Raw genomic sequence first — 25563 nt, 5'->3', positions numbered from 1 at the left:
GTATTAAAGACTTTACTATGGATGAAAAAATCGGCCTTGGCTTAAGTGACGAAAGCTTTCTGCGGCAAATGCTTCCTATCCTTGAGCGGTCTTCTCAACCTTTTTATGATTTTATCATCACTATGACTAGTCATGGACCCTTTGATCTGCCTAAGGAGTATCGTGAACTTGAAATAGATCCTCAGTTTGATCGGACAAAACTAGGGGGGTATTTTCAAAGTATGCATTATACTGATAAGCAGATTGGCAAGTTTATAGAATCCCTTGATCAGAAGGGGCTTTTAGAGAACACAGTGATTGTCATTTATGGTGATCACGGAGGGATTCATAAGTATTACAAGGATGAACTCCCCGGCATCCAGCCCCAGGAGGACTGGTGGATGGAGGATGATCATAAGGTTCCGTTCCTTATCTATAAAAAAGGATCAGGCTCAAAGGTGATCGAGACCACAGGCGGACAAATCGATATTCTGCCAACGGTGGCTTACTTGATGGGAGTAGAAGAAGAAAAGTACGCAAACACTGCCCAAGGCCGGAACCTGATCACGACCCAAAGAGATTATGCCGTTTTGGCTGACGGAACTTTTATGGGCACCAGCAAAGAGTTCGAGGACCATGCGGTGAAGGGCTTAACCCTTGCTGATTTAATCATCCAAAGTAATTACTTTGATAAAAAGTCGGTAGTAGAAAATCAAGAATCACAGAGCAAATGATTATAAAGCTAGGAATGAAGGGGCTGTCAGAAAAGGCAGCCTCTTATATTTTTGCCATAAATGATCTAATATTTGAAATATTGGAGGAATTTGCAAGAATGCGTTGAATTGTAGTACTAGGGAATTGGATGGCTCGTGGCTTGTACAATATGCATATGCTAATATGCTAATATGCTAATATGCTTAGTGGCGTACGTGAATAGATAACTGGGATTACCGCAATGACATGCGGAAATCTCTCCGCAAATAACAATAAGGCGCATTGATATTGCGGTAATAAGATGTTTAGGCGAAATCGGACGATGACCGCGCCGTCCATGGCGCGCAGGATTCATTCCAAGATTTAACGGGGTCAAAACATTGTTCTGAAACTAAATGATTTAGTATTACAGTGTGATTTTCATTGTGAGTCGATTGCTAAACGTATCAATTACGCCATTTATTGGATTTTAATTAGATTGGCGCCTACTTCATTTCCATGGTCTAGTTCCAGACCCACCTGGACATTGTACCAACGGAATTTACAACATTACATTCGTGCTTGCGAAAAATATTATTTATTCTCTCCTAGTCTCGGTTTCAAAACTCAAAGGGGGTATAAAGTGAGGCTCAACCCAATCAAGTTTGGTTTATACGGTGGATTATCTTTTGCATTAGTGCAGACAATATTACATTATGTTATTGATAAAAGGTTTAGTTTTACAGGAATATTCGGTGGTTTGGTTTGGTTTTTAACATCAATTTTACTCTACAAGTTCATGCAGAAATAAGAGTGAAAATCTCACTATCCACTAAATCTATTATTGGACAAAGGGACAAACAGAATCTATCCGCAAAAAGGCAAATAGATTTGTTTAATGCTGAGCTTCAAGAGGAAGTAACAGCAACCCTTCCTGAAAGTTTTACAATAATTGAGTTCAAGAGGAGAGACAGCGTCGCCTAACTCTTACCGGTCCTAAAATAAAAAGAGGGCGCCCATTTGGATCCCTGTGGTTTAACTGTTTTGAGAAATGTATTGCATGTATGCGTTTTGGGTATTTGTGTAATCGCTAGGATGAAGTGTTCCTATCTTAAAAACAAGTTGCGAATGATTCAATACCTGTGTTTTCGATACTCGCGCAGTTGATTTAAAGTTCAAGTTAGCATATTGCCAATAGTTAATAGGAATATCATATTTGTCATTGGGACGAGGAGGCGTTTTAGTTACTTTTACTACGAGAACAATAAGGTTTTCTACGTCAAGAATTATTACTGGCCGAGAACGGAATACGGAATCATCTTCTTCGAGAGGAAACTTTGCAAACCAGACATCGCCATTGGTAATGATCATTTCTTGTTTTTTAGGTCTTCGTACATTTTATCCCATTCCTTCTCGTCAAGCCAAGGATCATCCTTTGGGATAACTGTAAGACCGGATTCATTAATAACGGTGTTGGATCTAGCTATTTTATAGAGAAGTTCTTTGTTTTTGTTTACGAAGTCGGTGAAGGTTGTTTCCTCATTTTTCTGAGGTATTGGCATTTTATCCATCTCCTCATGATTGGTTTTCTTATCCATATCATACCATCTCCGATAAGTTTGTTTCAATAAGTATTATGCCCATTTTTTGAAGTATAGAAGGTTTCTGGCCGATATGAAAGAATTAATAGCTAAACTTTGGAGGGTTCTGTGATTTTATATAATTTGAAATTCGGTCTAAATCTCCAGAGAATGAATCAGGGCATGGATCCCATTGAGAGGGGTGAGAGGAATGGCTGTAGAGAAGCAATATGCATCAGATGTTGAAGCGATATTGTCGCACAAGCATGATAATGGAGCTGACCTTTGGACTACGCCTGATAAGCGCCTAATAAAAGGAGCGCCATTCTCAACTTTGGAGAGCGTAATGTACTTATTGGAATTGGGCATGGATCCCACAGAACCTTTACTGAAAGAAACTGCAGAATTAATACTCAGCACTTGGCAGGAGGACGGACGTTTTAAGTTGTATCCACAAGGCTCTGTTTACCCATGCCAAACCATCCAAGCCGCCAATGTACTTTGCCACATGGGGTATGCTTCCGATACCAAACTGCAAAAAACCTTCCAGCATCTTTTAGATATCCAGTATACAGACGGTGGCTGGCGCTGCAATAAATTCAGCTTTGGCCGGGGCCCAGAAACGGAGTATTCAAATCCCTTACCAACGCTTACCGCCCTGAATGCGTTCCGCTTTAGCGACTATCTCAACAAAGAACCGGCGATTGACAAGGCCGTGGATTTTTTGCTGGAGCATTGGACAATCAGGAAACCCATTGGCCCGTGCCACTATGGAATCGGTACATTATTCATGAAAGTTGAATATCCCTTCCGAAACTACAACCTTTTTGTATACGTCTATGTCTTATCCTTTTATAACCGGGCAAAGGAGGATAAACGGTTTCTCGAAGCCTTGAAAACGTTGGAATCCAAAATGGTGGATGGGCAGATCGTGGTTGAGCGCATTGTTCCAAAACTGGCCGGGCTTTCTTTCTGTAAAAAGGGTGAAGCAAGTGCATTAGCAACAATACGCTATCATGAAATTTTAAAAAACCTTCAAATAAAGAGATAGCTCGTATTCATAGTATTAGCATAATGTGATGATTAAATATTTCAGACTTGACTTCTCCCTACTTAACTCATTTTGCATGGCTTTTCGAGAATTGAGGAGTCGCCTTCCATGGCGACTTCTGAGTATGGGGGCGACCAACTTCATTTAACACGGGATTGCCGTAACTTCGTAAAGATGCATGTGGTTGGGACGCTGCGGGACTCCTCGGGACGTTACAAGAAGTCGGTGCAAGGGGCGTGCGTCCATGCGCTTTTATAAATTAATGATGTTCTTGGACAAGAAAATGGTATAATGGAATTATCTAGAAAGTAAGAGGACGGTGAATCTAATGAAATGGAATGAGGTCAGAAGGTTATATCCTGAACGTTTTGTTAAGATTCAAATACTGGATTCACATATTGAGAATAACGTAAGATTCATTGACGACGTGGCAGTAATTCAGGCTTTCGAAGACGAGAAGGAAGCGACACGTGAGTTGGTTCGGGCAAAGGATGATATTTTGGTATATCATACAGGTAAAGAAAAGATTGAAGTGCCGATAAAGCAGATATTTGGTTTTCGAGGTGCAATCTAATGAAGATGGAGTTTCGAGAAGGTTTGCTTTTTACTTCGATCCAAATATCCTTTCGAGGGAACACGAAATTAAACAATATGTTATTGATTTTAAAGGGAGGATCGCGGACTACGCTAATCGTAGTCTCGCGATCCTCCCTTTAGTGCATGTGTATGCAGGCATTAACCTAAAGCTTCTTGGGTTTCTTTTTCTTCGAAGGCTTGATCGACAACCTCCTGTAACATCTCAGCGGCTTTTTCTATCTCAATGCCTTTTACTTGTACGATTTCACTGGTTACAAGCTGGAAGGCCGTATGCAGCATATTATTATCTTCTGTCCCTAGTTTATGGAGCTTGCTTTTTCTGGTAAGATAGCGAATGATCTCGCTTTCTTGGTAGATATTGCCGCTTTTCATTTTTTTCTTATTGATATCACGGTAGAAACGGTTATTGCTTTCGAACATTACTGGATCAGTTTTTCCTTGGTGGAAAACGCGAAGCAAATCATCGATGACCTCACAATCGACCACTTGACGTATACCTAGATTCTCAGCCTTGCCAATGGGAATCAGAATTTCCATGTGGACATGAGGAATGTTCAAGCGGTAATACCGTCCCTTAACACCTAGGACCTCTTTTTCTATAATGGAATCGATTATTCCTGCACCATACATTGGATACAGAACCTTATCACCCACTTGAAACATTGAGCCACCCCCTATTGAAATTACCTGAAATAAATTATAACACAAAAATCATAGAATGTAAAATTTAATATGATATCATAGCTAATATATGATGTCAATACTATTTTTATAAGTTTGTTCAGAAATGCGCTAATCTATGGGGCGATAAAGCAAATGATCAAGCGACGGCCTGGTTCTAAAGGAAATATAAGCCCGATATAATATAACAGGATAATGTCGCCAAAAACATAGAGGAGCTTTTAGATGACTAGGATCAAAAATCAATTAAATGCTGAATTGCTCACCCAAGAGGAAATGTATCTTTTCAATTGCGGTGAGCTTTATCATAGTTATCGGAAATTCGGGGCTCATATCATCAAAGATCGGGGAAGATGGGGGACTTATTTTGTCCTGTGGGCTCCCCAAGCCGAACAAGTTTGGGTAGTGGGGGATTTTAATAATTGGCAGGGTGCCAACCATCCCATGAGAAAATGGGTAAATCACGGGATCTGGACGCTGTTTATTCCCGACTTAGATGAGGGTGAAATATACAAGTATGAAATCCTTACTCAAACCGGAGAAAGGTTATTAAAGGCGGATCCTTTCGCCTTTTACTCTGAAGTAAGACCAAATACGGCTTCCATAGTTTACCCCTTAGAAGGCTATTCCTGGGGAGACCAGGTTTGGTTAAGGGAACGCAAAGATCTGGATTTTAAGGCTAGGCCTATGTTTATTTACGAAGTCCACCTCGGTTCCTGGAAGCACAGAAAGGGGGGGCTGTTTCCTAATTATCGGGAAATAGCTCCGGAATTAATCGATTATGTTAAAACTATGGGTTATACCCATATCGAAATATTACCTCTGATGGAGCATCCCTATGACGGCTCTTGGGGCTACCAGGGAACGGGGTACTATTCCTGTACCAGTCGCTATGGCACTCCCCGTGATCTAATGTCTTTGATCGATTTTTGCCATCAGGCCGGAGTGGGAGTTATCTTGGATTGGGTTCCCGGGCATTTCTGCAGGGATGCACATGGTTTAGGCAGTTTTGACGGAACTGCCCTATATGAAAAAGAAGAACATGAGCATTGGGGGACCTACAAGTTTGATTTTGGCCGGTCTGAGGTATGGAGCTTTTTGATTGCCAATGCCCTCTTCTGGTTTGAGGTTTTTCATGTGGATGGCTTAAGGGTAGACGGGGTTACGAGTATGCTCTTCCTGGATTATGGACGGGAAAGCCGCTCCTGGCAGCCCAATATCTATGGTGGAAGAGAAAACCTGGAAGCGGTCCAATTTCTCCAACGTCTTAATGAAGTTGTGAGCAAGTCCTTTCCGGATGTTTTGATGATTGCGGAAGAAGCTACCGACTGGCAAGGGGTCACTAATCCTATTACTAAGGGTGGCTTAGGGTTTTCTTTTAAGTGGAATATGGGCTGGATGAATGATACTCTTCGCTATGTCTGTTTGGATTTTAAAGAGCGGAAACATCATCATCAACTGTTAACCTTCCCCATGATGTACGCCTTTTCCGAAACCTTTATCCTTCCCTTATCCCACGATGAAGTTGTTCACGGGAAAAAGTCCCTTCTGAATAAATTGCCCGGCAGCTATGATCAAAAGTTCGCCGGCTTAAGGGCCTTAGCTACTTATTTGGTTGGCTGTCCGGGTAAGAAGCTGCTTTTTATGGGTGGAGAGATTGCTCAATTTATTGAGTGGCGTGAGGATAGGGAATTGGATTGGTTTCTCTTAGATTATGAAATGCACAAGAAGTATCTGTTTTTTTGTCAACGGCTAAATTCCCTTTATCTAGAAGAGAAGTCTCTCTGGGAAAATGATCTGGATTGGTCCGGTTTTGAGTGGATCGATGTTCATAACCATGAGCAAGGGATCATCGTTTTTTGCCGTAAGGGAAAAGAACCCCAGGAATTCATCATAGCATTGATTAATTTTCAACCCTGTGGTTATCAAAAGTATCGGCTTGGGGTGGGCAAGGCTTTAGCCTATCGGGAGATCCTCAATACAGATGATCAAGAGTTTGGCGGGTCCGGATTTATTAACCAAGGGCTGCTGAAAGTGGAGCAGATTCCTTGGCATGGCCGCAGCCATTCCCTAGAAATTTGCGTACCTTCACTAGGAGCAATTCTCTTAAAACCTGTACTGGCATAATAATTATAACAAGGAATAGATATGGTAACACTTAAGTTTCAGAAGGAGCGTATGGGATGTTTTCCGATAAAAATAGCTTTAAAGATGCCTATTTGGAAAAATTCGCCGAGATCAAGGGTAAATCAATTGAAGAAGGAACTCTGTGGGATAAATATCACACCTTGGTAGTATTACTGAAGGAAGAGATCAGTCTTTGTCGGGCCTTTGCCAACTATACGACAGCTCAAAAGCAAAATGCAAAACAAGTGTACTATTTTTCAATGGAGTTTCTTATCGGTAAGCTATTACATAATTACCTGATCAACATTGGGGTTCAAGACATCGTTTCTGAAGGTTTAAGTGAGTTAAATATTGACTTAGAAGAGCTTGTTGCCCAAGAAAGCGATGCGGGACTGGGCAACGGGGGGTTGGGTCGTTTAGCTGCTTGCTTTCTGGATTCAATGGCCTTTATGGGAATTGCCGGTCATGGCAATGGCATTCGTTATAAGTATGGGCTTTTTGAACAGAAAATCGTTGATGGTTATCAGACGGAGGTTGCCGATCATTGGTTAAAAAACGGCTATCCCTGGGAGGTTAGAAAACCGGATAAAGCTATTGTGGTTAAGTATAAGGGAAACGTCCGCGCTGAGAGCGTCCAGGGCAGGCTGGTCTTTCAGCATGAGAACTATGAACCTGTCTTAGCAGTGCCCTATGATATTCCCATTTTTAGCTATGAAAACCCCTTCCAGATCAATAATTTAAGGCTTTGGAGTGCGGAACCCTTGTCATCGGAACTGGATTTGGCTTTATTCAATCAAGGTAACTTTACTCAAGCTCTTAGTTACAAGTCTGAAGTGGAAGCCATTTCCTACATCCTTTATCCGGAGGACAGTAATTTAGCCGGGAGAGAGCTGAGGCTCAAACAGGAGTACTTTTTTGTCGCAGCGGGATTGGGGGCCATTGTTCGTAGCTTTAAGAAAAGCAATAGATCTTTAAGAGACTTTTCTCAAGGGGTATCTATCCATATTAACGATACTCACCCCGCTCTTTGTATCCCCGAACTAATGCGGATTCTCATTGACGAAGAGGGAATGGACTGGGGGGAAAGCTGGAATATCACTGTTGATGCCGTTTCCTACACTAACCATACCATTATGCCGGAAGCTTTGGAGAAATGGCCGGTGGATCTCTTTAAGAACCTATTGCCACGAATCTATATGATTATTGAAGAAATTGACCGGCGTTTTCGGGAAAGGCTTCTCAGGCGATTTTTCAACAGTGAGGAGCTGCTTCAAAGCACGCCCATCATTAAAGAGGGGCAAATCTGGATGACCAATTTAGCCATCATCGGCAGCCATTCTGTAAATGGAGTGGCAAGACTGCACACGGAAATTCTCAAAAAGCATGTATTCAAAGATTTTCATCGGATTTATAGTTATAAGTTCACCAACTTAACCAACGGAGTAAACCATCGGCGTTTTCTTTTAACCGCAAATCCCACTCTATCTGAATTAATCACGGAAGCCATCGGGCCCGGTTGGAAGGTAAATGCCAATGAGTTACAAAAGCTCCAAGCCTTTAAGGAGGATGCCGCCTTCCTTGAACAATTGGCTAAGGTGAAGTATCAAAATAAGCTTAGATTGGCGGCAATGGTCAAGGAAAAGCAGGGGATTATTCTTGATCCTAATTCTCTTTACGATGTCCATGTTAAACGAATTCATGTCTACAAACGGCAACTTCTTAATGTCTTGAAAATTATGGAGTTATATAATCGGCTTCAGGATGATTCGGGGCTTCAGGGTGCTTATACCTTTATTTTCGGCGGTAAAGCGGCACCTGGGTATCACTATGCTAAAAACATCATTAAGCTGATTCATTCGCTTGGTCAAAAAATCAATCGGGACCCGCGCGCAAATGACAAGTTAAAAGTTATATTTATGGAAAACTTCAACGTCTCCTTAGCAGAAAAGATCTATCCGGCGGCGGATCTGAGTGAGCAGATTTCCACCGCCAGCAAGGAAGCATCCGGAACCGGCAATATGAAGTTCATGATGAATGGGGCGCTTACGATAGGAACCTTGGATGGGGCTAATGTGGAGATCCGGGAGGCCGTAGGGGATGATCATATCTTCATCTTTGGCTTAACAGCCGAAGAAGTCATTGACTACAATCTTAACCGTACCTATAAAGCCTGGGACGAATATCATTCTAATCCCTCAATAAAACGAATCCTGGAACAGCTCAATTCGGATTATATTACCCAAAATCCCCGGGATTTCCGCATGATTTATGACTCTCTCCTGCTTTATAATGATGAGTTCTATGTATTGAAAGACTTTGAGTCTTATCGGACAACTTTTGGTAAGGCAGCACAGCGTTATTCAAACCAGAAGCAGTGGCTGCAGTCCTCACTCCATAATATTGCGGAGTCGGGGGTTTTTGCCAGTGATCGAACGATTCGGGAGTACGCCCACCAGGTCTGGAGAATCCGCTGTCGGAGACTAGAATAATGAAAAGGGGAATGTGCTATGCGCAAAAAGGAATGTATAGCCATGCTCCTGGCCGGGGGCCAAGGAAGCAGGCTTGGAAGCTTAACCCGTAATATTGCCAAGCCGGCAGTGTCCTTTGGTGGCAAGTACCGAATTATTGATTTTAGTCTTAGTAATTGCACTCATTCCCAGATTGATACAGTGGGGGTACTGACTCAATACAAACCTTTTGTTCTTAATTCTTATATAGGCATGGGTTCCGCTTGGGATTTAGATTATCTCTATGGAGGGGTTCACATCCTCCCGCCCTTTGTGGGTAATGATCAGGGAAGTTGGTATAAAGGGACTGCCAATGCCATCTATCAGAATATGGATTTTATCAATTTCTATAATCCGGAGTACGTTTTAATTCTCTCGGGTGACCATATTTATCAGATGGATTATTATGAGATGCTTAACCTCCATAAGCAGAAGAATGCAGAAGTCACCATTTCCACTATTGAGGTTCACTGGGAGGAAGCCTTCCGTTTTGGTATTATGACCATCGATGAGGAAGGAAGAATTCTCGAGTTTGCGGAGAAACCGGCCCGGCCTCAAAGCAATTTGGCTTCAATGGGTGTATACATTTTTAATTGGGAGATTCTTAGAGAAGCTCTTCTTGAAGACGAAGGGGATGTGAATTCGGATAAGGATTTTGGCAAAAATGTAATCCCCCGTCTCCTTAGACAAGGCAGGAGGCTCTATTCCTATCTCTTTAAGGGGTATTGGCGGGATGTGGGCACTATCGAGAGTTACTATAATGCCAATATGGAAGTTCTTAAAGAAATAGAAATCAAAAACTTCTTTGAACATAAGAAGCGAATCTTATCTAATGAAGAGATTCTCGCTCCCCAATATATCGGTTCTAATGCTAATATTCGCAATAGTATCATTGGTAATGGCTGTACAATTTTAGGAGAAGTCCGGGACTCCATTATTTCCGCAGGGGTGTTTGTAGGTGAAGGGAGTATTATCAAGGATTCGATCCTACTCCCTAATTCCGAGGTTCATAAGAATGTCGGACTCAAAAAGACTATTTTAGGGGAAAACGCTCTTGTGCGTGATCATTGCCGGATTGGGGAAAAGGCCGCCGGAGTTCCTGCTCAGGAAGGTATAACAGCAATTGAAGATCATTTGCAGATACCGCCGGGTTCGGTAATAAGTGAGGGAAGAAATCTTACCAAAGATGACTTGTGGGGGGAGGGGGCAAGGTGAAAAGTGTCATAGGAATAATCTTTGGCAATATCTCAAACAGTTTACAAGGATTGGCTCTGGATCGCCCGCTTGCTGCCGTTCCCTTTGGGGGACGCTATCGACTTCTCGATTTCGCTCTTTCCAGTATGGTTAATTCGGGAATCCGTACGGTTGGGTTAGTCACGCCCCAGCAATATCGGCCTATGCTTGACCATTTAGGGGCGGGAAAAGAATGGTTTCTTGATCGCAAATCCGGGGGACTTTTTATCTTGCCTGGGGCGATTCATAGCTTAGGTCAGCATGATATGCGCTTTAGTCTTAAGGATATTGCCCTGAATATTGAGATTTTGGAAAAGGATTGTGCCCAAAACGTAATTATCAGTAGTTCGGATCAAGTTTTTAACATCGATTATCGACCGATCCTAATCGAGCATGAGAAAACCGGCGCGGATATAACCCTAGTGTATAATCAATCAGATCGTCCTTTGGAACCACAGGATCCGGTTTATTTAAGCTTAGAAGAGGATGGGCAGGTGACCGCCTTAACCAAGCGTAGCTTAGCCGGGATGGAATCACCTTGGAAGTATTTTATTGATATCTTTGTCATTCGTCGGGAGCTGCTTCTGCGTATCGTTGAAGGATATCGCAGCATAGAAAATATTGAACTAATCGAGATCATTGCCCAGCATACGGGTAGTCTCAAGATTAGAGGGTATCATTTCGGTGGGTATGTGGGACGAATTCGTTCGGTTAAGGACTATTTTCATAATAATCTTGCTTTATTAAATGAAGAAATCCAAAAAGACCTTTTTAAAAGCACTCATCCCATCAGGACGAAAATCAGAGATAATCCTCCTACAAAATTCGGGAAAAGTGCCCAGGTCAAGAACTCATTGATTTCCAGCGGTTGTGATCTTGAAGGTAAGGTGGAAAAGGCAATTCTCTCGAGAGGTGTCATTATTGAAGAGGGCTGCGAGGTGAAAAACTGTGTAATTATGTCCAATTGCACCATCGGGAGAAATTCAGTCTTACATAACCTGATTCTCGATAAATTCGTGGAAGTAAACGAAGGGAATGTTTTGATAGGCCAGGAAAATAAACCCTTGGTTATTACCAAAAAAGCCATTATATAGGTCTTGAAACAAGGGGACAGGTCCCTTGTTTCAAAAATTCAATGCCGATCCGGCGAGGCTAAGGTTTGTTTATCAGGTTATAAGGGAGGAGGTGGGTAGATGAAGGTCCTTTTTGCCATAACCGAGGCGGACCCTTTTATGAAAACCGGAGGCTTGGGTGAGGTGGGGGGCTCCCTTCCACCAGCTTTACAAGAACAAGGTGTGGAAATTCGGGTTATTCTCCCCAAGTATAGTGGTATTTCCCATGTTTATCGGCAAGACATGAAGCTTATTGAAAGGTTTCGGGTACCACTGGCTTGGCGAGACCTCTATTGTGGTTTAGGAACGTTAGAGTATCAAGGTATTCATTACTACTTTATCGATAACGAATTTTATTTCAGCCGATCTAAATGCTATGGGGACAGTGATGAAGGAGAACAGTATGCCTTTTTTTGCCGGGCTGTTCTAGAAAGTATTCGCTACTTACCGGAGTTTAAACCGGACATAATTCATTGTCATGACTGGCATACGGCACTGATCCCTCTATTCCTAAAGGCATTTTATAGACGGGATACTTTGTATTACAATATCAAGACCCTTTTTACTATCCATAATCTAAAATACCAAGGAGTTTTTGCGAAAGAGATCTTGACGGATGTACTTGGCCTAGGTTGGGATTATTTTACCCCGGAAAAACTGGAGTTTCACGGTGGCATCAATTTTATGAAGGGCGGTATCATTTATAGCGACCAAGTAACTACCGTAAGTCCAACCTATGCCCAGGAGATTCAGTATCCATATTATGGGGAAGGGCTGCATGGGGTAATCCGCCGGCGTCAGGATTCCTTGCTGGGGATTATTAATGGGATTCCCCGTTTGGAATATCTACAAGATTTAATAACTAAAACAAAAGAAAAGAAAAAGTTGCAGGAGCGGCTTGGTTTGGAAATTCGTCAGGATGTGCCGATGCTTACGATGGTTTCCAGGTTGGTAGATCAAAAGGGACTGGATTTACTCATTCATGTATTAGATGAAATTCTGACTTTGGATATTCAGTTGGTCATCCTTGGTACCGGGGATGCCCGCTATGAGGAGATACTGAGAAGCTTTGGTGATCGCTATCCTAACCTAAGACCCTTGCTATATTATAATGAGGAATTGGCCCATTCTATCTATGCCGGTGGGGATATCTTTTTGATGCCCTCACAGTTTGAGCCTTGCGGAATAGCTCAGATGATGGCGATGGCCTATGGGAATATCCCCATTGTCCGGGAAACAGGAGGGCTAAAAGATACGGTTAAACCCTATTCCCCAGCCACTGAGGAAGGGAATGGCTTTACCTTTATCCATTACAATGCCCATGACTTTCTTTACACAATACAACGGGCAGTGCACCTGTTTAAAGAGGATAAACAAACTTGGTTAAAGATCCAAAAAAACGCCATTGGCTTAGATTTCAGTTGGAATCAATCAGCGGCTAAGTATCAAAAGGTATATGAAAGCTTGTATTATCCTCTATGAAAAATTTTAAGCGGGAGAGATGCATGTGCAGATAATGGCAAAACATCATTCTCACTATGAGTTCTTCCGCAGTCCCTTTGGGGCGGTGAGATGTGGGAGTAGGATTCGCTTGAGAGTAATCCTTCAGTCTAACTTGACCGTAGAAGAGTGCTGCTTGCGCCTGTGGGTGGAGCATAAGGAAGTACTACTACCTATGACTAGGCTGGAAGCTGGATTCATAGACTTGATTAGATTTCCCTCAGGGCCAAAAGAGATTGATATTGGTGGGGGAGAAATATATGAAGCGGAGTATGTTGTACCGGATGAACCTGGACTAGTCTGGTATTTCTTTATTTTTAAAGTTGATTCCATCCTTTATTACTATGGCAATAATGAAGGCGGGCTGGGGGGAGAGGGTGAATTACGCTGTGGTGAACCCCCAGGGTATCAAATTACCGTGTATAAACCTATGGATGTACCCAGCTGGTATACTCAGGGAATTATGTACCAAATTTATGTAGACCGCTTCTTTAATGGGGAGGAAGACGGCAAAGTCCTTAATCCCCATCCGAGGTCCTTAATTCACGGGAACTGGGAGGATACACCCTTTTATATCAAGAATGAGAAGGGTGAGGTTGTCCGTTGGGACTTTTTCGGAGGTAATCTCTTAGGAGTTCTGAAAAAACTGCCCTATTTAAAAGAATTGGGGATCAGCATTATTTACTTTAATCCTATCTTTACTTCCACTAGCAACCATAAATATGATACGGGAGATTATCTCAGTTTGGACCCTATGTATGGAGATGAAAATATTTTTGCCACATTGGTGAAAGAGGCGACACGCCTAGGAATATCCATAATTTTAGATGGGGTTTTTAGTCATACGGGGGATGACAGTATTTACTTTAATCGTTATGGGAACTACCCTGGTTTAGGTGCTTATCAATCTGCTGCTTCTCCTTACTATGCTTGGTATAAGTGGAAAGGGGAGGGGGATTTTTCCTGTTGGTGGGGTGTTAGGTCCCTGCCGGAAATTAACGAAATGGAACCGGCTTATCGGGAATTTATCATTAACTCCCCCCAAGGGGTTTTGCAGACATGGATGAAAAAAGGGATCAAGGGTTGGCGTTTGGATGTAGCGGATGAACTACCGGATGAGTTTATCCAAGAGTTTCGTCGGACCATGAAAGCAATAGATCCCGAGGCAATTCTTATTGGTGAGGTATGGGAGGACCCCACTAACAAAATTAGTCATGGTCAATTGCGGCAGTATTTTTGGGGTGCAGAATTGGATGGGACTATGAACTATCCTTTTCGTGAGATTTTTCTGAAGTTTTTTTTAGGACAAATAGATGCTAACCGGGTACACTTACGAGTTATGAGTCTCTATGAAAACTACCCCCGGGAAAATTTCCTTGGAGCAATGAACTTAATTGGCAGTCATGACCGGGCGCGGATTTTAACTTTACTGGGAGAAGCTCCGCCCTCTGAGGAATTATCTGTCTACGAACAAGAAAGCTTTTGTTTAGCCCCTCATCAACGCTGGTTAGGGGTCCAACGCTTGAAGCTCTTTACATTAATTCAGATGAGTTTTCCTGGGGTTCCTTGTCTTTATTATGGTGATGAAGCGGGAATGGAAGGATATTCTGATCCTTACAATCGGGGGACCTACCCTTGGGGAAAAATAGATCTTCAGATTCTTGAGTGGTTTAAACGAGCCCTCTACTATCGTCGGGAATATAAAATATTGCAAACCGGGGAATTTTCTTCATGGCCAATGGCAAAGGATGTTTATGCTTTAAAACGCTCCGGGGAAGAGGAAGAAATGGTTATTATCGTCAACCGCAGTGTTCAGGAGGCTAAAGAAGTCCAGTTAAAGCTTGCACCCGGTATAAGTCAGGTAATCGATATTATTGCGGGGGAAGTGGTTTTTAGTAAGAATTTTAGATTTAGGGATCCTGACAGCGAAGTTACACTACAAGGATTTAAGGATAGTACACAGGAATGTTTACAGTCTGGGAACGAGTCCCAGACTGTCCATAGTGTCTTGAAGCTAGATATGCCGCCTTTAACGGGCAAGGCTTTACTGTTCCAGAAAACTCCGCTGGAAAACTTCTTTAAGCAGGAGATCATGAGACGATCCTGTGGAATTTTAATGCATATTACTTCTTTACCTTCTCCCTGGGGAATCGGTGATCTGGGTAAGGAAGCCTATGAGTTTGTAGATTTCCTGGACCGGTCAGGACAAAGCTTGTGGCAGGTCCTTCCGTTAAATCCCATAGGTGTCGGTGATTCGCCATATCAGAGCGAATCGGCTTTTGCCGGCAATCCCCTACTCATCAGCATCGACTCCTTGATACAAGAGGGCTTGCTTACGGAAGAGGAAGTAAAGAGAGAGTATGCAAGGTTCCAGGAGTATCCAAAAGACCACTCAAAACATAACCATACTTCTCAAGAATTCTTTTGGTTTAGGGAATTTAAGGAGAAGTTGCTGCGCCTGGCCTATAGCCGCTTTCGAGATAAAGTCATCAATCCGGGGGCGGGGTTCGATCAGTGGGAAGGCAATGATGAAGGTAATGAACAGGGTATCGACTGCTCAGAATATTTGAATTTAACTAATCACCGATCTTTCATTAAGTCTAATAGGGAGTGGCTTCATGACTATGCCTTATTTAAGAGCTTGAAGGGTAAATATCCCGGTTTGTCTTGGAACGAGTGGGAAAAAAGGTATCGGGGGCGTGACTCGAAGGCCCTTGAATTTTTCGCTCAAGAAGCAAGTGAGGAAGTAGATTATATCTATTTCGTTCAATATACCTTTGAGCATCAATGGCAAAAATTAAAATGCTATGCCAATGGTAAAGGGATTAAGATTATTGGTGATATGCCGATTTTTGTAGCCTATGATAGCTGTGATGTCTGGGCCAACCGCAAGATATTTGCTTTGGACTCGGAAAACAATCCTCTTAGCTCGGCAGGAGTTCCGCCGGATTATTTTAGCCCCACGGGACAGAACTGGGGGAATCCCTTATATGATTGGGAACAGCTGGCGGTAGAGAGTTATAAGTGGTGGAAGCTTCGCCTGGGGCAGGCTTTGCAGCGTTTTGATGTGCTGCGACTGGATCATTTTCGTGGTTTTGCAGCCTATTGGGAGATTCCGGCGGGCTCTGAAACTGCTGAACGAGGCCGTTGGCTGAAGGGGCCGGGAAAAAGGTTTTTTGAAAATCTAATTCAAGAGTTCGGCCCTTTACCGGTGATTGCCGAAGACTTAGGTACCATTACCCCGGAGGTTAATGCTCTAAAGTGCATTTTTGGCTTTCCGGGCATGAGGGTTCTTCAGTTTTCACCCTTAGAGGAACTAGAGCAACCAAGGCAAAGAGATTATGGGGAAATGGAGAACGTAGAAGTAGTTTATTACTCCGGAACCCATGATAATGACACTTTATTAGGCTGGTATCTGGCTCAGGGATATGGACTTGAAGATGCGCTTAAACTAGTTGAAAAGAGCATCGAAGACCTGTATCAAAGTCCGGCAGCCTGGGTAATTCTGCCCCTACAGGACATTTTAAAGCTTGATGCCAAGACACGAATGAATATTCCTGGTACTATAGAAGGAAATTGGCAGTGGCGTGTGGAAAAATTAAGTCTAGCTGAGAATATTTGTGCTGAGTTAAGAAGCTTAGCAAAAAAATATGGCCGGGCAGGTATTTAGATTTACACTAGTTATACCTATGGGCAATTGAAAGAGGAGCTGGTTATCATATCGTCTTGGGAGCGATTTCAAAAGTATTTATTTTACGATCAAGATTTAGGGTTGTTTTTAGATATAAGTCGGATGAATTTCCCAGATGAATTTCCGGCTGAGCTGACGGAACCGATGAAAAAGGTTTATCGTGAGCTTGAACAGTTAGAAAAGGGCTCGATAGCTAACCCCGATGAAGGGCGGATGGTGGGGCATTACTGGTTGCGCAACCCGGATCTTGCGCCGGCTCAAGCGATTGCGGCTGAAATCAGAGGGACCTTGACAAACATTATTTGTTTTGTCGACCAAATCCATAAAGGAATTATTACCGGGGAATCAGGAAAACCCTTTGCCAATCTGCTTCTTATTGGAATCGGGGGTTCAAGTCTGGGCCCACGTTTTGTAGCTGATGCCCTTGGGTCTTCCCAGGATAAAATGAGGGTTTACCTAATTGATAATACCGATCCCGATGGAATTGATCGTACCTTAAGGAAAATCGGCGATGTACTGGAGAGCACCCTGTGTATTGTCATCTCCAAAAGCGGTGGCACTATTGACACCCGCAATGGCATGTTAGAGGTAAAACGGCGCTATCAAGAGCAAGGCCTTTCCTTTGCAAAGCATGCTGTGGCGATTACCCAACAAGGGAGCACGCTGGCTCAGACTTGCCAAAGTGAGGGCTGGCTAAAAGCTTTCCCCATGTGGGATTGGGTCGGGGGCAGGACCTCCCTTCTTTCTGCGGTGGGGTTGCTTCCCCTTGCCTTGCAAGGGATTGATATTTCAGAGCTTTTGCAGGGAGCCAAGGACTGTGATGAACGCACACGCTCCACAGATACCCGGCGTAATCCGGCAGCTCTTCTGGCTTTAATGTGGTATTATGCAACTCAGGGAAAGGGAGGCAAGGAAATGGTTGTGCTTCCCTACAAGGACCGGCTTGAACTCTTTACTAAATACCTACAGCAATTAATTATGGAATCACTTGGCAAGGAAAAGAATCTTCAGGGAGAAATCGTTCATCAAGGTCTAACTGTCTACGGTAACAAGGGTTCTACTGACCAACATTCTTATCTTCAGCAGCTTCTTGAAGGACCGAGTAATTTCTTTATCACTTTCATTGAGGTCTTAAAAGATCGCCAAGGAATTTCTTCAATTCTAGCGGATAATAGTACCTGCGGTGATTATCTGCAAGCTTTTCTGCTCGGTACCCGTGAGGCTTTAACGAAAAAAGGGCGTGAATCCATCACCATAACGGTGAAGGATATCAACGCCTATACTATCGGAGTATTGATTGCCCTATTCGAACGAGCGGTAAGTATTTATGCACTGTTAGTCGGTGTCAATGCCTATAATCAGCCGGCGGTGGAAATGGGGAAAAAGGTGGCGGGAGAGGCCATAGGGATTAAGAATAAGCTATTAGAGTTTTTGCAAAACCATTTAGGGATTCCCTATTCGGTCTCGGAAATTGCCACGGCAATCGGGGAGAAAGAGCAGGAGGAAATGATCTTTAAAATTCTTCGGCACTTAACTGCGAATCAGGACCATGGGGTAAAGATAGATCCAGGTGAAAATATCCTTGATGATAAGTACTATATGGAAAAGGCATAGGAGTTTCCTAGATTGAGGATTCTCGAGCAAACAGGGCGGCTCCGAGTAGGGCAACCCGTTCATTTAATATTACATACACCGGTATTTGGGCAAGGTAATCCTGAAAACGGCCTTTGGCAGAAAAGGATTCTAGGAAGAATGGTTCTTGAAGTTTAGGTAGGATCTTGGGCGGAATTCCTCCGCCCAGATATATTCCTCCCGAGGCTAAACTTCGCAAAGCAAGGTTCCCCGCTTCAGCACCCAAAATATTAACAAAGAGCTCTAGGGTTTCTGTGCAGATTGGACAGATTCCGGCTAGGGCTTTTTTTGTAATCTCAGCGGGAGAAGGGGCCGACTGGGCGGGAGCACAAGGAGAATTAACAGTTTTGCTTTCCCTAAGCACGGCGAAGTCGGATTTTTTTTGCTGGCTGAGGAAACGGTAGATGTTAGCAAGTCCTGAACCGGATAGAATTCTTTCATAGCTGACATGACCAAATTCCTTGGCTAAAAAACGCCACAACCCTATTTCCCTTTCAGTACGAGGGGCAAAATCAGCGTGTCCGGCTTCAGTAGGATAAACCTGATTGCCGTTCATGATCAGAGCGACCCCTAAGCCGGTTCCGGGGGCGATAAGCGCCCGGTTCAGTGATGTATCATCGTGATGGAAATTCTGATTGTCGGCAGCATTGTTGGCAGCGGGGTTAAGACAAAGTAAATCTTCGGTCGCTAAGGCCTTAAGTCCATGTCCCATGGCCTCTAGGTCGTTGACAAAGAGAAGAGGAGTTTTAAAATTCAAGGTGGACTGTAAGAGCTTAAAATCTATGGTCCGATTTAAGTTAGTCAGGAAACACTGTTTCTCAGTTATGGGGCCTGCCAAACTAAGGCATCCGGCTGAAATATCTTCAGGGGAGAAGCTATTTTCGGCTAAAAAAGATTGAAGCAAAGGAGTTAGGTCTTGCCAGTCTTCACTGGCTATTTTTGTTTCCCGGATGAGGGTGAGTTCAAGATCATTGAGTGTATACAGTGCCAAGAGAGTTTTGGTCCCCCCAATATCTCCCGCCAGGAATAAGGGTTGATCTTTTTTCTTTGGGTTACCAAGCAAGATGATTCACCTCGAATCATTCCCTATAGGATATTGATATTAAGATATTATGACTAAAGGAAGTATCACGTCAATAGAAGGTAGGTGATATGACAACTTCAAGGAAAGAATAGGCCCTTCTAGTGGAACGGAGAACGGGGTTAGACCCCCTCAAAATTCGACAATTTGAGAACCCTGGTCGCTCGAAAGAGTAACCAGGGTTTTTCGTGGGTGCTGACCAAGGCAAGTCCTTGGCTGCATTTTTAATTAGGTGAATTAGCTTCCGTGACTTTTCCTCTTGCCAAGGAGGCAAAAACACCCAGCAGACAGAGTACAGTAAAGACGATGAAAGAAATCTTGAAGCTGGTCATAAAGGCAAGGTGATACTCGTTGGAATTTAAGCTGATATTCCCGATGAAGGTAGAGGTAATCAGGGATACTGTAGCCATGCTGAAGGTTTGTCCTAATAGCCTCATGGTCCCTAAAGTGGAGGAAGCAATTGAATAATAGCGCTTTTCTACGGAACTCATGATGGCATTGGTATTGGGTGAGGAAAAAAGACCGAACCCGATGCCGATAAAGATTAGATTGGCAATAATCAACACGATTGGGGTAGTGGATTTAAGTAAGATAATGAAGAAAAGCCCTACGGTAGTTATGGCCATGCCGATGGAGGATAAGATTTGCGGCTGGATTTTATCGGATAGCCGCCCGGCAAAAGGAGACAGAATAGCCATAAGGACTGGTTGGGAGAGCAGGATAACTCCGGATATGGAGCTATCTAAACCTAAGATAAGTTGGAGATATAAAGATAGCAGATAGCTTAAGGCAAAGGTAGCGCTATAATTGATAACTGTAGCTAGATTGGAAAAGATAAAGGTGGTATTTTTAGCAAAGACCCGAATTGCAAAAATCGGGGACTGAGATTTCAATTCCCAACGAATAAAGAAGAGCAAAAGGACTATACCTACAGCTAAGACCAGAAGATAGATGGGGCTAAGGCTTAAGTTCGATAAGGCCAGGAGCAGCAAAGCTAACCCTGTTGACCAAAGGGCTGTTCCTTGATAATCAAAGGCCTCGCCTTCCGCTACTTTCCATTCTCCGGTAAGTCGCGTAAGGATGAGGGTTAGGATGATCATGTCGACCACAAATCCAAATACAAAGATTCCCCGCCAGCTAATCACCTTAACGATAAAACCGCCTAAGACAGGACCCAGGGAAAGCCCGATATATACCGCAGCGGAAGTAATTCCCAAGGCTCTACCGCGATTTTGGGGAGGAACAACAGATGTTAGGATAGCCATTGCCGTACCGGTGACCATGGCATTGGAGATTCCTTGCAGGAAACGAAAAAATATTAGAGAATTTAAGGAAAAAGCAAGACTACAGCCTAAGGAACTTAAGCCAAATAACCCAATTCCGTACAGAAAAAGTTTTTTTCGACCTACAATATCGGCTAACCGTCCGAAGGGTAAGGATAGGGCTGCACTGGAAAGCAAATAGCCAGTTACTACCCAATTTAGCTGCAATTGAGTCCCGCCATAATCAAGAGAAATGGAGGGAATGGCAATGTTTACAGAGTTAACCATGAAGGGTGCAATAAATGAAGTTAAAACACAGATGATCATAGTGGTGCGGATAAATTCTTTGCTGTAGGTCATAAATATACTCCTTTTTAATCATTTATAGATCTAAATACTTAATACGACAAGTATTTAGAATATCCTATTAGAAATTTTACTGATATAATATTTATTTAGCTAATATTTTAAGGAGAGCTATATGAGATTAAGACGCAAAGCTTGGGCTAGGCCTGAGTTGGAAAAGGACCCCAAAGTAATTTATAATCCCGGTGATTTTAAGGGGAAATGGCATGAAGTGTTTAATAACAATTACCCTATTCATTTAGAATTAGGATGTGGACGAGGACGATTCATCAGTCGGTGTGCGGAGCAGAACAGCGATATTAATTATATTGCTATTGATCTCTACGATGAAGTCTTAGTTAAAGCATTGCGTAAGATTAATGAAAAAGGATTAACAAATGTGAAGATCGTTCCGACGAACATAGGAAAACTTGACGAAATTTTTGATACGGATGAAATAGATAAAATCTATATTAATTTTTGTAATCCTTGGCCCAGTCGAAGGCATCATCGGAAAAGATTGACGCATCCCGATTTCTTAAAGGTCTATAAAAAGATTATGAAAGATCATTCAAGAATATGGTTTAAATCTGATGATGATGGATTGTTCAAAGATAGTTTAAAGTACTTTGAAAGTGAAGGACTTATGGAAAATTTTAAGACCTTAGACCTTCATCAGAGTGGTTTTCTGGATAATATCATGACGGAGTATGAAGAGAAGTTTAGCGAACAGGGTATTCCGATTAAATTCGCCATATTAGAAGTAGTTAAGTAAATTCAAGCAAAGAGATTTGAAAAAAGACACCCCTATTCATATTAATTATGAACAGGGGTGTTTTATCTATTACACGATTTTCGTAGTCCATTGCTCGAGATTCCAAATATCACTGACCCAATCGCTGTAAAAGTCAGGGTCGTGAGAGACTAAAAGGACGGTTCCCTTAAAGTCTTTGATGGCCTTTTTAAGTTCTTCTTTAGCATCTATATCTAGGTGATTGGTAGGTTCGTCTAGGACCAGGAAATTAATATCTTTCAACATTAACTTGCAAAGGCGTACCTTGGCGCTTTCCCCACCGCTTAAGACCATCATTTTATTGGAGATATGCTCATTAGTTAGTCCGCACTTGGCTAAGGCTTGGCGGACTTCGTAGTTAGTAAGGCCCGGGAACTCTTGCCAGATTTCTTCGATGGGAGTATTAGTGTTGCCGCGGCTGGATTCTTGTTCAAAATAGCCAGGATATAGATAGTCTCCTAAAATAATGTCTCCGCTGATGGAAGGAATAATGCCAAGGAGGGTTTTGAGCAAGGTTGTCTTACCCAAACCATTGACTCCACGGATGGCCACTTTTTCCCCTCGCTCAAGTTTAAGATTGAGGGGGCGGGTTAAGGGTTCCGTATAGCCTAAGACTAGATCTTTAGCTTCAAATATAACCCGGCCGGGAGTTCGAGCCTCTTTAAAGCGAAGTTCAGGCTTAATTTTCTCCTTAGGCTTTTCCAGGATCTCCATTTTATCCAGTTGTTTTTGGCGGCTTTTGGCACGCCCTGTGGTGGAGATACGGGCTTTGTTGCGGGCGATGAAGTCTTCCAAGCGGTCTACTTCTTTTTGCTGCTTTTCGTAAGCTTTTAACTCTTGATCTTTCTTCACCTGATAAAGCTGCCTGAATTGTTCGTAATTTCCCGTGTAACGGGTCAATTCGGCATTTTCAACATGGTAGATTACGTTTACCACTTCATTCAAAAAGGGGATATCATGTGATACAAGTATAAAAGCATTTTCATAGTTCTTTAGATAATTGCTTAACCAAATAATATGCTCTGTATCCAAATAGTTAGTGGGTTCGTCTAATATTAAGATGGTAGGTTTTTGCAGCAAAAGTTTGGTCAAGAGAACCTTCGTCCGTTGACCACCGCTTAGATCAGCAACATCTTTATCTAAGCCTATTTCTCCTAAGCCTAAACCGTTGGCCACTTCTTCGATCTTCGCATCAATCATATAGAATCCATTATGCTCTAAGATGGTTTGGATCTCGCCCACATCTTCCATCATTTTGTCCATTTGTTCCTCGGTAGCTTCGGCCATGCGATTATATAGTTCTAACATTTCCGCTTCTAGCTCAAACATCTTTTGGAAGGCTTCCTTGAGTACATCGCGAATTGTTTTGCCTTTAGTTAATACAGTATGCTGATCAAGGTAGCCTACAGAAACTCGATTGGACCATTCCACTTTGCCTTCATCTGGAATCAATTTACCGGTAATAATATCGAGAAAGGTTGATTTACCTTCGCCATTAGCCCCCACTAAGCCAACATGCTCTCCCTTGAGGAGGCGAAAGGTGGTATTCTCAAGAATCTGACGACCACCAAAGCCATGATTCACATTCTCCACATTCAAAATACTCATTGCTAAACCCCTCTATTCAAACCAAAATATCGATGTATATAAGCAGACTCTTCTATATCTTAAAAAAACCTTGGATAGATGTCAAAGGATTATTCTTAGATACATTTGTGTTGTCGATTCTCCTATTTTTGATTATTGATTATGGAAAAGCTACATATGGTTAAAGAGGGGAGGGATGTGGGTGTTCATTTTTATTGCGGTGTTGGTTTTTATCATTTTAATCAATATCTTATTTGGTTATTGGCGGGCTAATGTAAAGAAGTTCTCTGTGCAATGGTTTTTGGCTATTCACCTTCCGGTTCCTTGTGTAGCTTACCTTCGTCATCAGTTTGATTATTATTGGTTAGGCTTGACCTTAATCTGCTTTTTTGCCGCTTATTTTATTGGTCAACACCTTGGTGGCAGAATATCTAAGCGGTTAAGACGTTATGGCAGAGTAAGCTCATCCTTGGTTCATGATTTAAATCACCGATCATGGATTATCCTCATCAGAAAATATGCAAAGTAGAAATAAGCAACCTGCATTATTTTATAAGTAAATCTCCATAATAGTAAAAGGTTTGGCAATGCAGAAGGTTATTGGAAGGAGTGCACCACGTGAGTCATAATAATGAAAGTGAAGAACAAGCAAACGCTAAGGTCGAAAGTTTAAAAGAAATAGGCCAGATCCGTATCCCGGAACCGGTGGAAAATATTTATTGTTTGACCGTTGTGGGTCAGATCGAAGGCCATCAAGTCCTTCCCGCCCAATCCAAAGCTACCAAATATGAGCATGTTATTCCGCAGCTGGTTGCCGTTGAGCAGAATCCGAAGATTGAGGGAATATTGCTTATTTTAAATACAGCCGGAGGGGATGTGGAAGCAGGGCTAGCTATTTCCGAGTTGGTCAGCAGCTTGAGTAAGCCTAGCGTTTCTATCGTTCTTGGAGGAGGACATAGTATCGGTATTCCGATTGCCGTAAGCTGTGAGCGCAGCTTTATTACCCCTACCGGTACCATGACTTTGCATCCCATTCGTTATACAGGGCTAGTGATAAATGGCCATCAGCAGTTCGAATATCTGCAGAAAATGCAGGAACGAATCAATCGGTTCATTTTACAGCATTCAAAAATCAGTGAGGAAAACCTGAAAAAGCTTATGTTCGCTACGGGGGAATTGGCCCAGGATATCGGTACAATTTTAATTGGGCAGGATGCAGTGGATATTGGATTAATCGGTGCGGTAGGCGGTTTGAAGGAAGCTTATAAGGAGTTGAATCAGCTTATTGCGGAGAAACGAGAGGGTTAATTTTAAAAATCGGCTTAAGGGCCGATTTTTTTTGATTTCTTTGTTATAATTTATAGATGACCAACTACGGGCAGAGTTAAAGAGAAACTTTTAAGCAATTAGAGGAAAAAAATTCCTTAACGTAGAAATGAGTCATGTGACACTGTCTTTCTAGTATAAGCTTGATGTGAGGGATGTTTTTTGGCTAAGAAGAAAAAAGCTACAGTTAAGAAAAAAGGCCTCCTTAAGGACACGGTTCGCCACGAAGTTATTGGTATCCTAGCTTTAGGCTTGGCGGTTTTAGGTCTGGTTACCAACTATTCGGGGAACAGTGGTTTTATAGGCGGCAAGATAAAAGAAGGCTTAACAATTTTTGCCGGTAGCGGTCGCGTTTGGTTGCTTCTGATGTTGGGGGCATGGGGAATTGCCTATATGAACCGCAAGCATATTAACAATAAGTGGAGAACTATCGGAGTTATTATTTTATGGGTAACCCTAGAGGGAATATTGCATTTTCAACTTCCGGGTATTGAATCCTATAATAATGAGAACTTCCTGGCTGAAGGTAAAATGGGCCATGGCGGGGGATTTGTAGGAGCTTTAATAGCGGTAGTATTGAAGAGCTCGGTAGGAGTTTCCGGAGGATATGTTGTTCTTATCGTTACAGCATTAATTGGGGCTTTACTGGTGACAAATCGTTCCTTGATCGGTGGAATTCAACAGTTCCATAAGGCTGGCAAAGAATCGGGACGCTGGGTTAAAAACCAAGTGGAGGATTTCATCTATGTGATCCAAGATTCTGAGGAAGGTGAAGAAGGAAAGTTT

The 25563-nt window shown here is 42.6% G+C and carries 20 protein-coding genes; 14 read left to right on the top strand and 6 right to left on the bottom strand.

The genetic code is table 11. The annotated features are described in order from the left end of the window. Positions 1 to 713: LTA synthase family protein (locus AC1U9U_RS07515; RefSeq protein ID WP_479959934.1), on the top strand; the 713-nt coding region annotated here is incomplete at its 5' end. A 994-nt stretch (positions 714 to 1707) separates the two neighbouring features. On the opposite strand, the gene AC1U9U_RS07510 is transcribed toward AC1U9U_RS07515, so the two are convergent. Beyond that, on the bottom strand, positions 1708 to 2043 hold the full coding sequence (locus tag AC1U9U_RS07510; protein ID WP_479959933.1) for a type II toxin-antitoxin system PemK/MazF family toxin: 336 nt from the start codon (positions 2041 to 2043) through the stop codon (positions 1708 to 1710). Next, positions 2040 to 2270, bottom strand: coding sequence for a hypothetical protein (locus tag AC1U9U_RS07505; protein ID WP_479959932.1), 231 nt, complete (start codon positions 2268 to 2270; stop codon positions 2040 to 2042). The genes AC1U9U_RS07510 and AC1U9U_RS07505 overlap by 4 nt, the downstream gene beginning before the upstream one ends. Before the next feature lie 193 nt (positions 2271 to 2463). Between AC1U9U_RS07505 and AC1U9U_RS07500 the strand changes: the two genes are divergently transcribed. Together AC1U9U_RS07500 and AC1U9U_RS07495 are read left to right on the top strand one after the other, a co-directional pair. After that, a complete protein-coding gene (locus AC1U9U_RS07500; RefSeq protein ID WP_479959931.1) occupies positions 2464 to 3303 on the top strand; it encodes a prenyltransferase/squalene oxidase repeat-containing protein in 840 nt (279 codons plus the stop codon). Between the two features lie 328 nt (positions 3304 to 3631). Further along, positions 3632 to 3877, top strand: coding sequence for a hypothetical protein (locus tag AC1U9U_RS07495; protein WP_479959930.1), 246 nt, complete (start codon positions 3632 to 3634; stop codon positions 3875 to 3877). Between the two features lie 161 nt (positions 3878 to 4038). Here AC1U9U_RS07495 and AC1U9U_RS07490 read toward each other — a convergent pair whose 3' ends face one another. Beyond that, positions 4039 to 4563: a CarD family transcriptional regulator gene (locus tag AC1U9U_RS07490; RefSeq protein ID WP_479959929.1), complete on the bottom strand. Its 525-nt coding sequence runs from the start codon at positions 4561 to 4563 to the stop codon at positions 4039 to 4041. A 243-nt stretch (positions 4564 to 4806) separates the two neighbouring features. Between AC1U9U_RS07490 and glgB the strand changes: the two genes are divergently transcribed. From glgB to AC1U9U_RS07455, 7 genes are all read left to right on the top strand, one after another. Then, positions 4807 to 6708 carry a 1,4-alpha-glucan branching protein GlgB gene (gene glgB / locus AC1U9U_RS07485; RefSeq protein ID WP_479959928.1) on the top strand — a complete coding sequence of 634 codons (1902 nt, stop codon included), beginning with the start codon at positions 4807 to 4809 and terminating at the stop codon, positions 6706 to 6708. A 56-nt stretch (positions 6709 to 6764) separates the two neighbouring features. Beyond that, on the top strand, positions 6765 to 9197 hold the full coding sequence (locus tag AC1U9U_RS07480; RefSeq protein WP_479959927.1) for a glycogen/starch/alpha-glucan phosphorylase: 2433 nt from the start codon (positions 6765 to 6767) through the stop codon (positions 9195 to 9197). A gap of 18 nt (positions 9198 to 9215) precedes the next feature. Next, positions 9216 to 10430, top strand: a complete 1215-nt coding sequence (locus AC1U9U_RS07475; RefSeq protein WP_479959926.1) for a glucose-1-phosphate adenylyltransferase — start codon at positions 9216 to 9218, stop codon at positions 10428 to 10430. Further along, entirely contained in the window at positions 10427 to 11542 is a 1116-nt protein-coding gene (gene glgD / locus AC1U9U_RS07470) for a glucose-1-phosphate adenylyltransferase subunit GlgD (protein WP_479959925.1), read from the top strand. The genes AC1U9U_RS07475 and glgD overlap by 4 nt, the downstream gene beginning before the upstream one ends. Before the next feature lie 99 nt (positions 11543 to 11641). Further along, positions 11642 to 13042, top strand: coding sequence for a glycogen synthase GlgA (gene glgA, locus AC1U9U_RS07465; protein WP_479959924.1), 1401 nt, complete (start codon positions 11642 to 11644; stop codon positions 13040 to 13042). A 19-nt stretch (positions 13043 to 13061) separates the two neighbouring features. Continuing rightward, complete coding sequence (gene malQ / locus AC1U9U_RS07460) at positions 13062 to 16730, top strand: 4-alpha-glucanotransferase (protein WP_479959923.1); 3669 nt, start codon at positions 13062 to 13064, stop codon at positions 16728 to 16730. 39 nt (positions 16731 to 16769) lie between these two features. Continuing rightward, the gene (locus AC1U9U_RS07455; RefSeq protein ID WP_479959935.1) at positions 16770 to 18365 is read left to right on the top strand and encodes a glucose-6-phosphate isomerase; all 1596 of its coding nucleotides are present in this window, start codon (positions 16770 to 16772) and stop codon (positions 18363 to 18365) included. 7 nt (positions 18366 to 18372) lie between these two features. On the opposite strand, the gene glk is transcribed toward AC1U9U_RS07455, so the two are convergent. Together glk and AC1U9U_RS07445 are read right to left on the bottom strand one after the other, a co-directional pair. Next, a complete protein-coding gene (gene glk, locus AC1U9U_RS07450; RefSeq protein WP_479959922.1) occupies positions 18373 to 19446 on the bottom strand; it encodes a glucokinase in 1074 nt (357 codons plus the stop codon). Positions 19447 to 19688: 242 nt separating this feature from the next. Beyond that, a complete protein-coding gene (locus AC1U9U_RS07445; protein ID WP_479959921.1) occupies positions 19689 to 21086 on the bottom strand; it encodes an MFS transporter in 1398 nt (465 codons plus the stop codon). A 121-nt stretch (positions 21087 to 21207) separates the two neighbouring features. Here AC1U9U_RS07445 and trmB point away from each other — a divergent pair, with 121 nt between their 5' ends. Beyond that, positions 21208 to 21846 (top strand): tRNA (guanosine(46)-N7)-methyltransferase TrmB, encoded by a 639-nt coding sequence (trmB, locus tag AC1U9U_RS07440; RefSeq protein ID WP_479959920.1) that lies wholly within the window; start codon positions 21208 to 21210, stop codon positions 21844 to 21846. A gap of 69 nt (positions 21847 to 21915) precedes the next feature. Here trmB and AC1U9U_RS07435 read toward each other — a convergent pair whose 3' ends face one another. Next, positions 21916 to 23472, bottom strand: coding sequence for an ABC-F family ATP-binding cassette domain-containing protein (locus AC1U9U_RS07435; RefSeq protein ID WP_479959919.1), 1557 nt, complete (start codon positions 23470 to 23472; stop codon positions 21916 to 21918). Between the two features lie 175 nt (positions 23473 to 23647). Between AC1U9U_RS07435 and AC1U9U_RS07430 the strand changes: the two genes are divergently transcribed. From AC1U9U_RS07430 to AC1U9U_RS07420, 3 genes are all read left to right on the top strand, one after another. After that, entirely contained in the window at positions 23648 to 23980 is a 333-nt protein-coding gene (locus tag AC1U9U_RS07430; protein WP_479959918.1) for a hypothetical protein, read from the top strand. Between the two features lie 89 nt (positions 23981 to 24069). Further along, the gene (locus tag AC1U9U_RS07425; protein ID WP_479959917.1) at positions 24070 to 24759 is read left to right on the top strand and encodes a ClpP family protease; all 690 of its coding nucleotides are present in this window, start codon (positions 24070 to 24072) and stop codon (positions 24757 to 24759) included. A 180-nt stretch (positions 24760 to 24939) separates the two neighbouring features. Next, positions 24940 to 25563 (top strand): DNA translocase FtsK 4TM domain-containing protein (locus AC1U9U_RS07420; RefSeq protein ID WP_479959916.1); only part of this gene is annotated, 624 nt, incomplete at its 3' end.

It is taken from the genome of Desulfitobacterium sp. (assembly GCF_982384815.1).
Note: the sequence above shows the minus strand (reverse complement) of the source record. Positions and strands in the feature narration are given on the sequence as shown.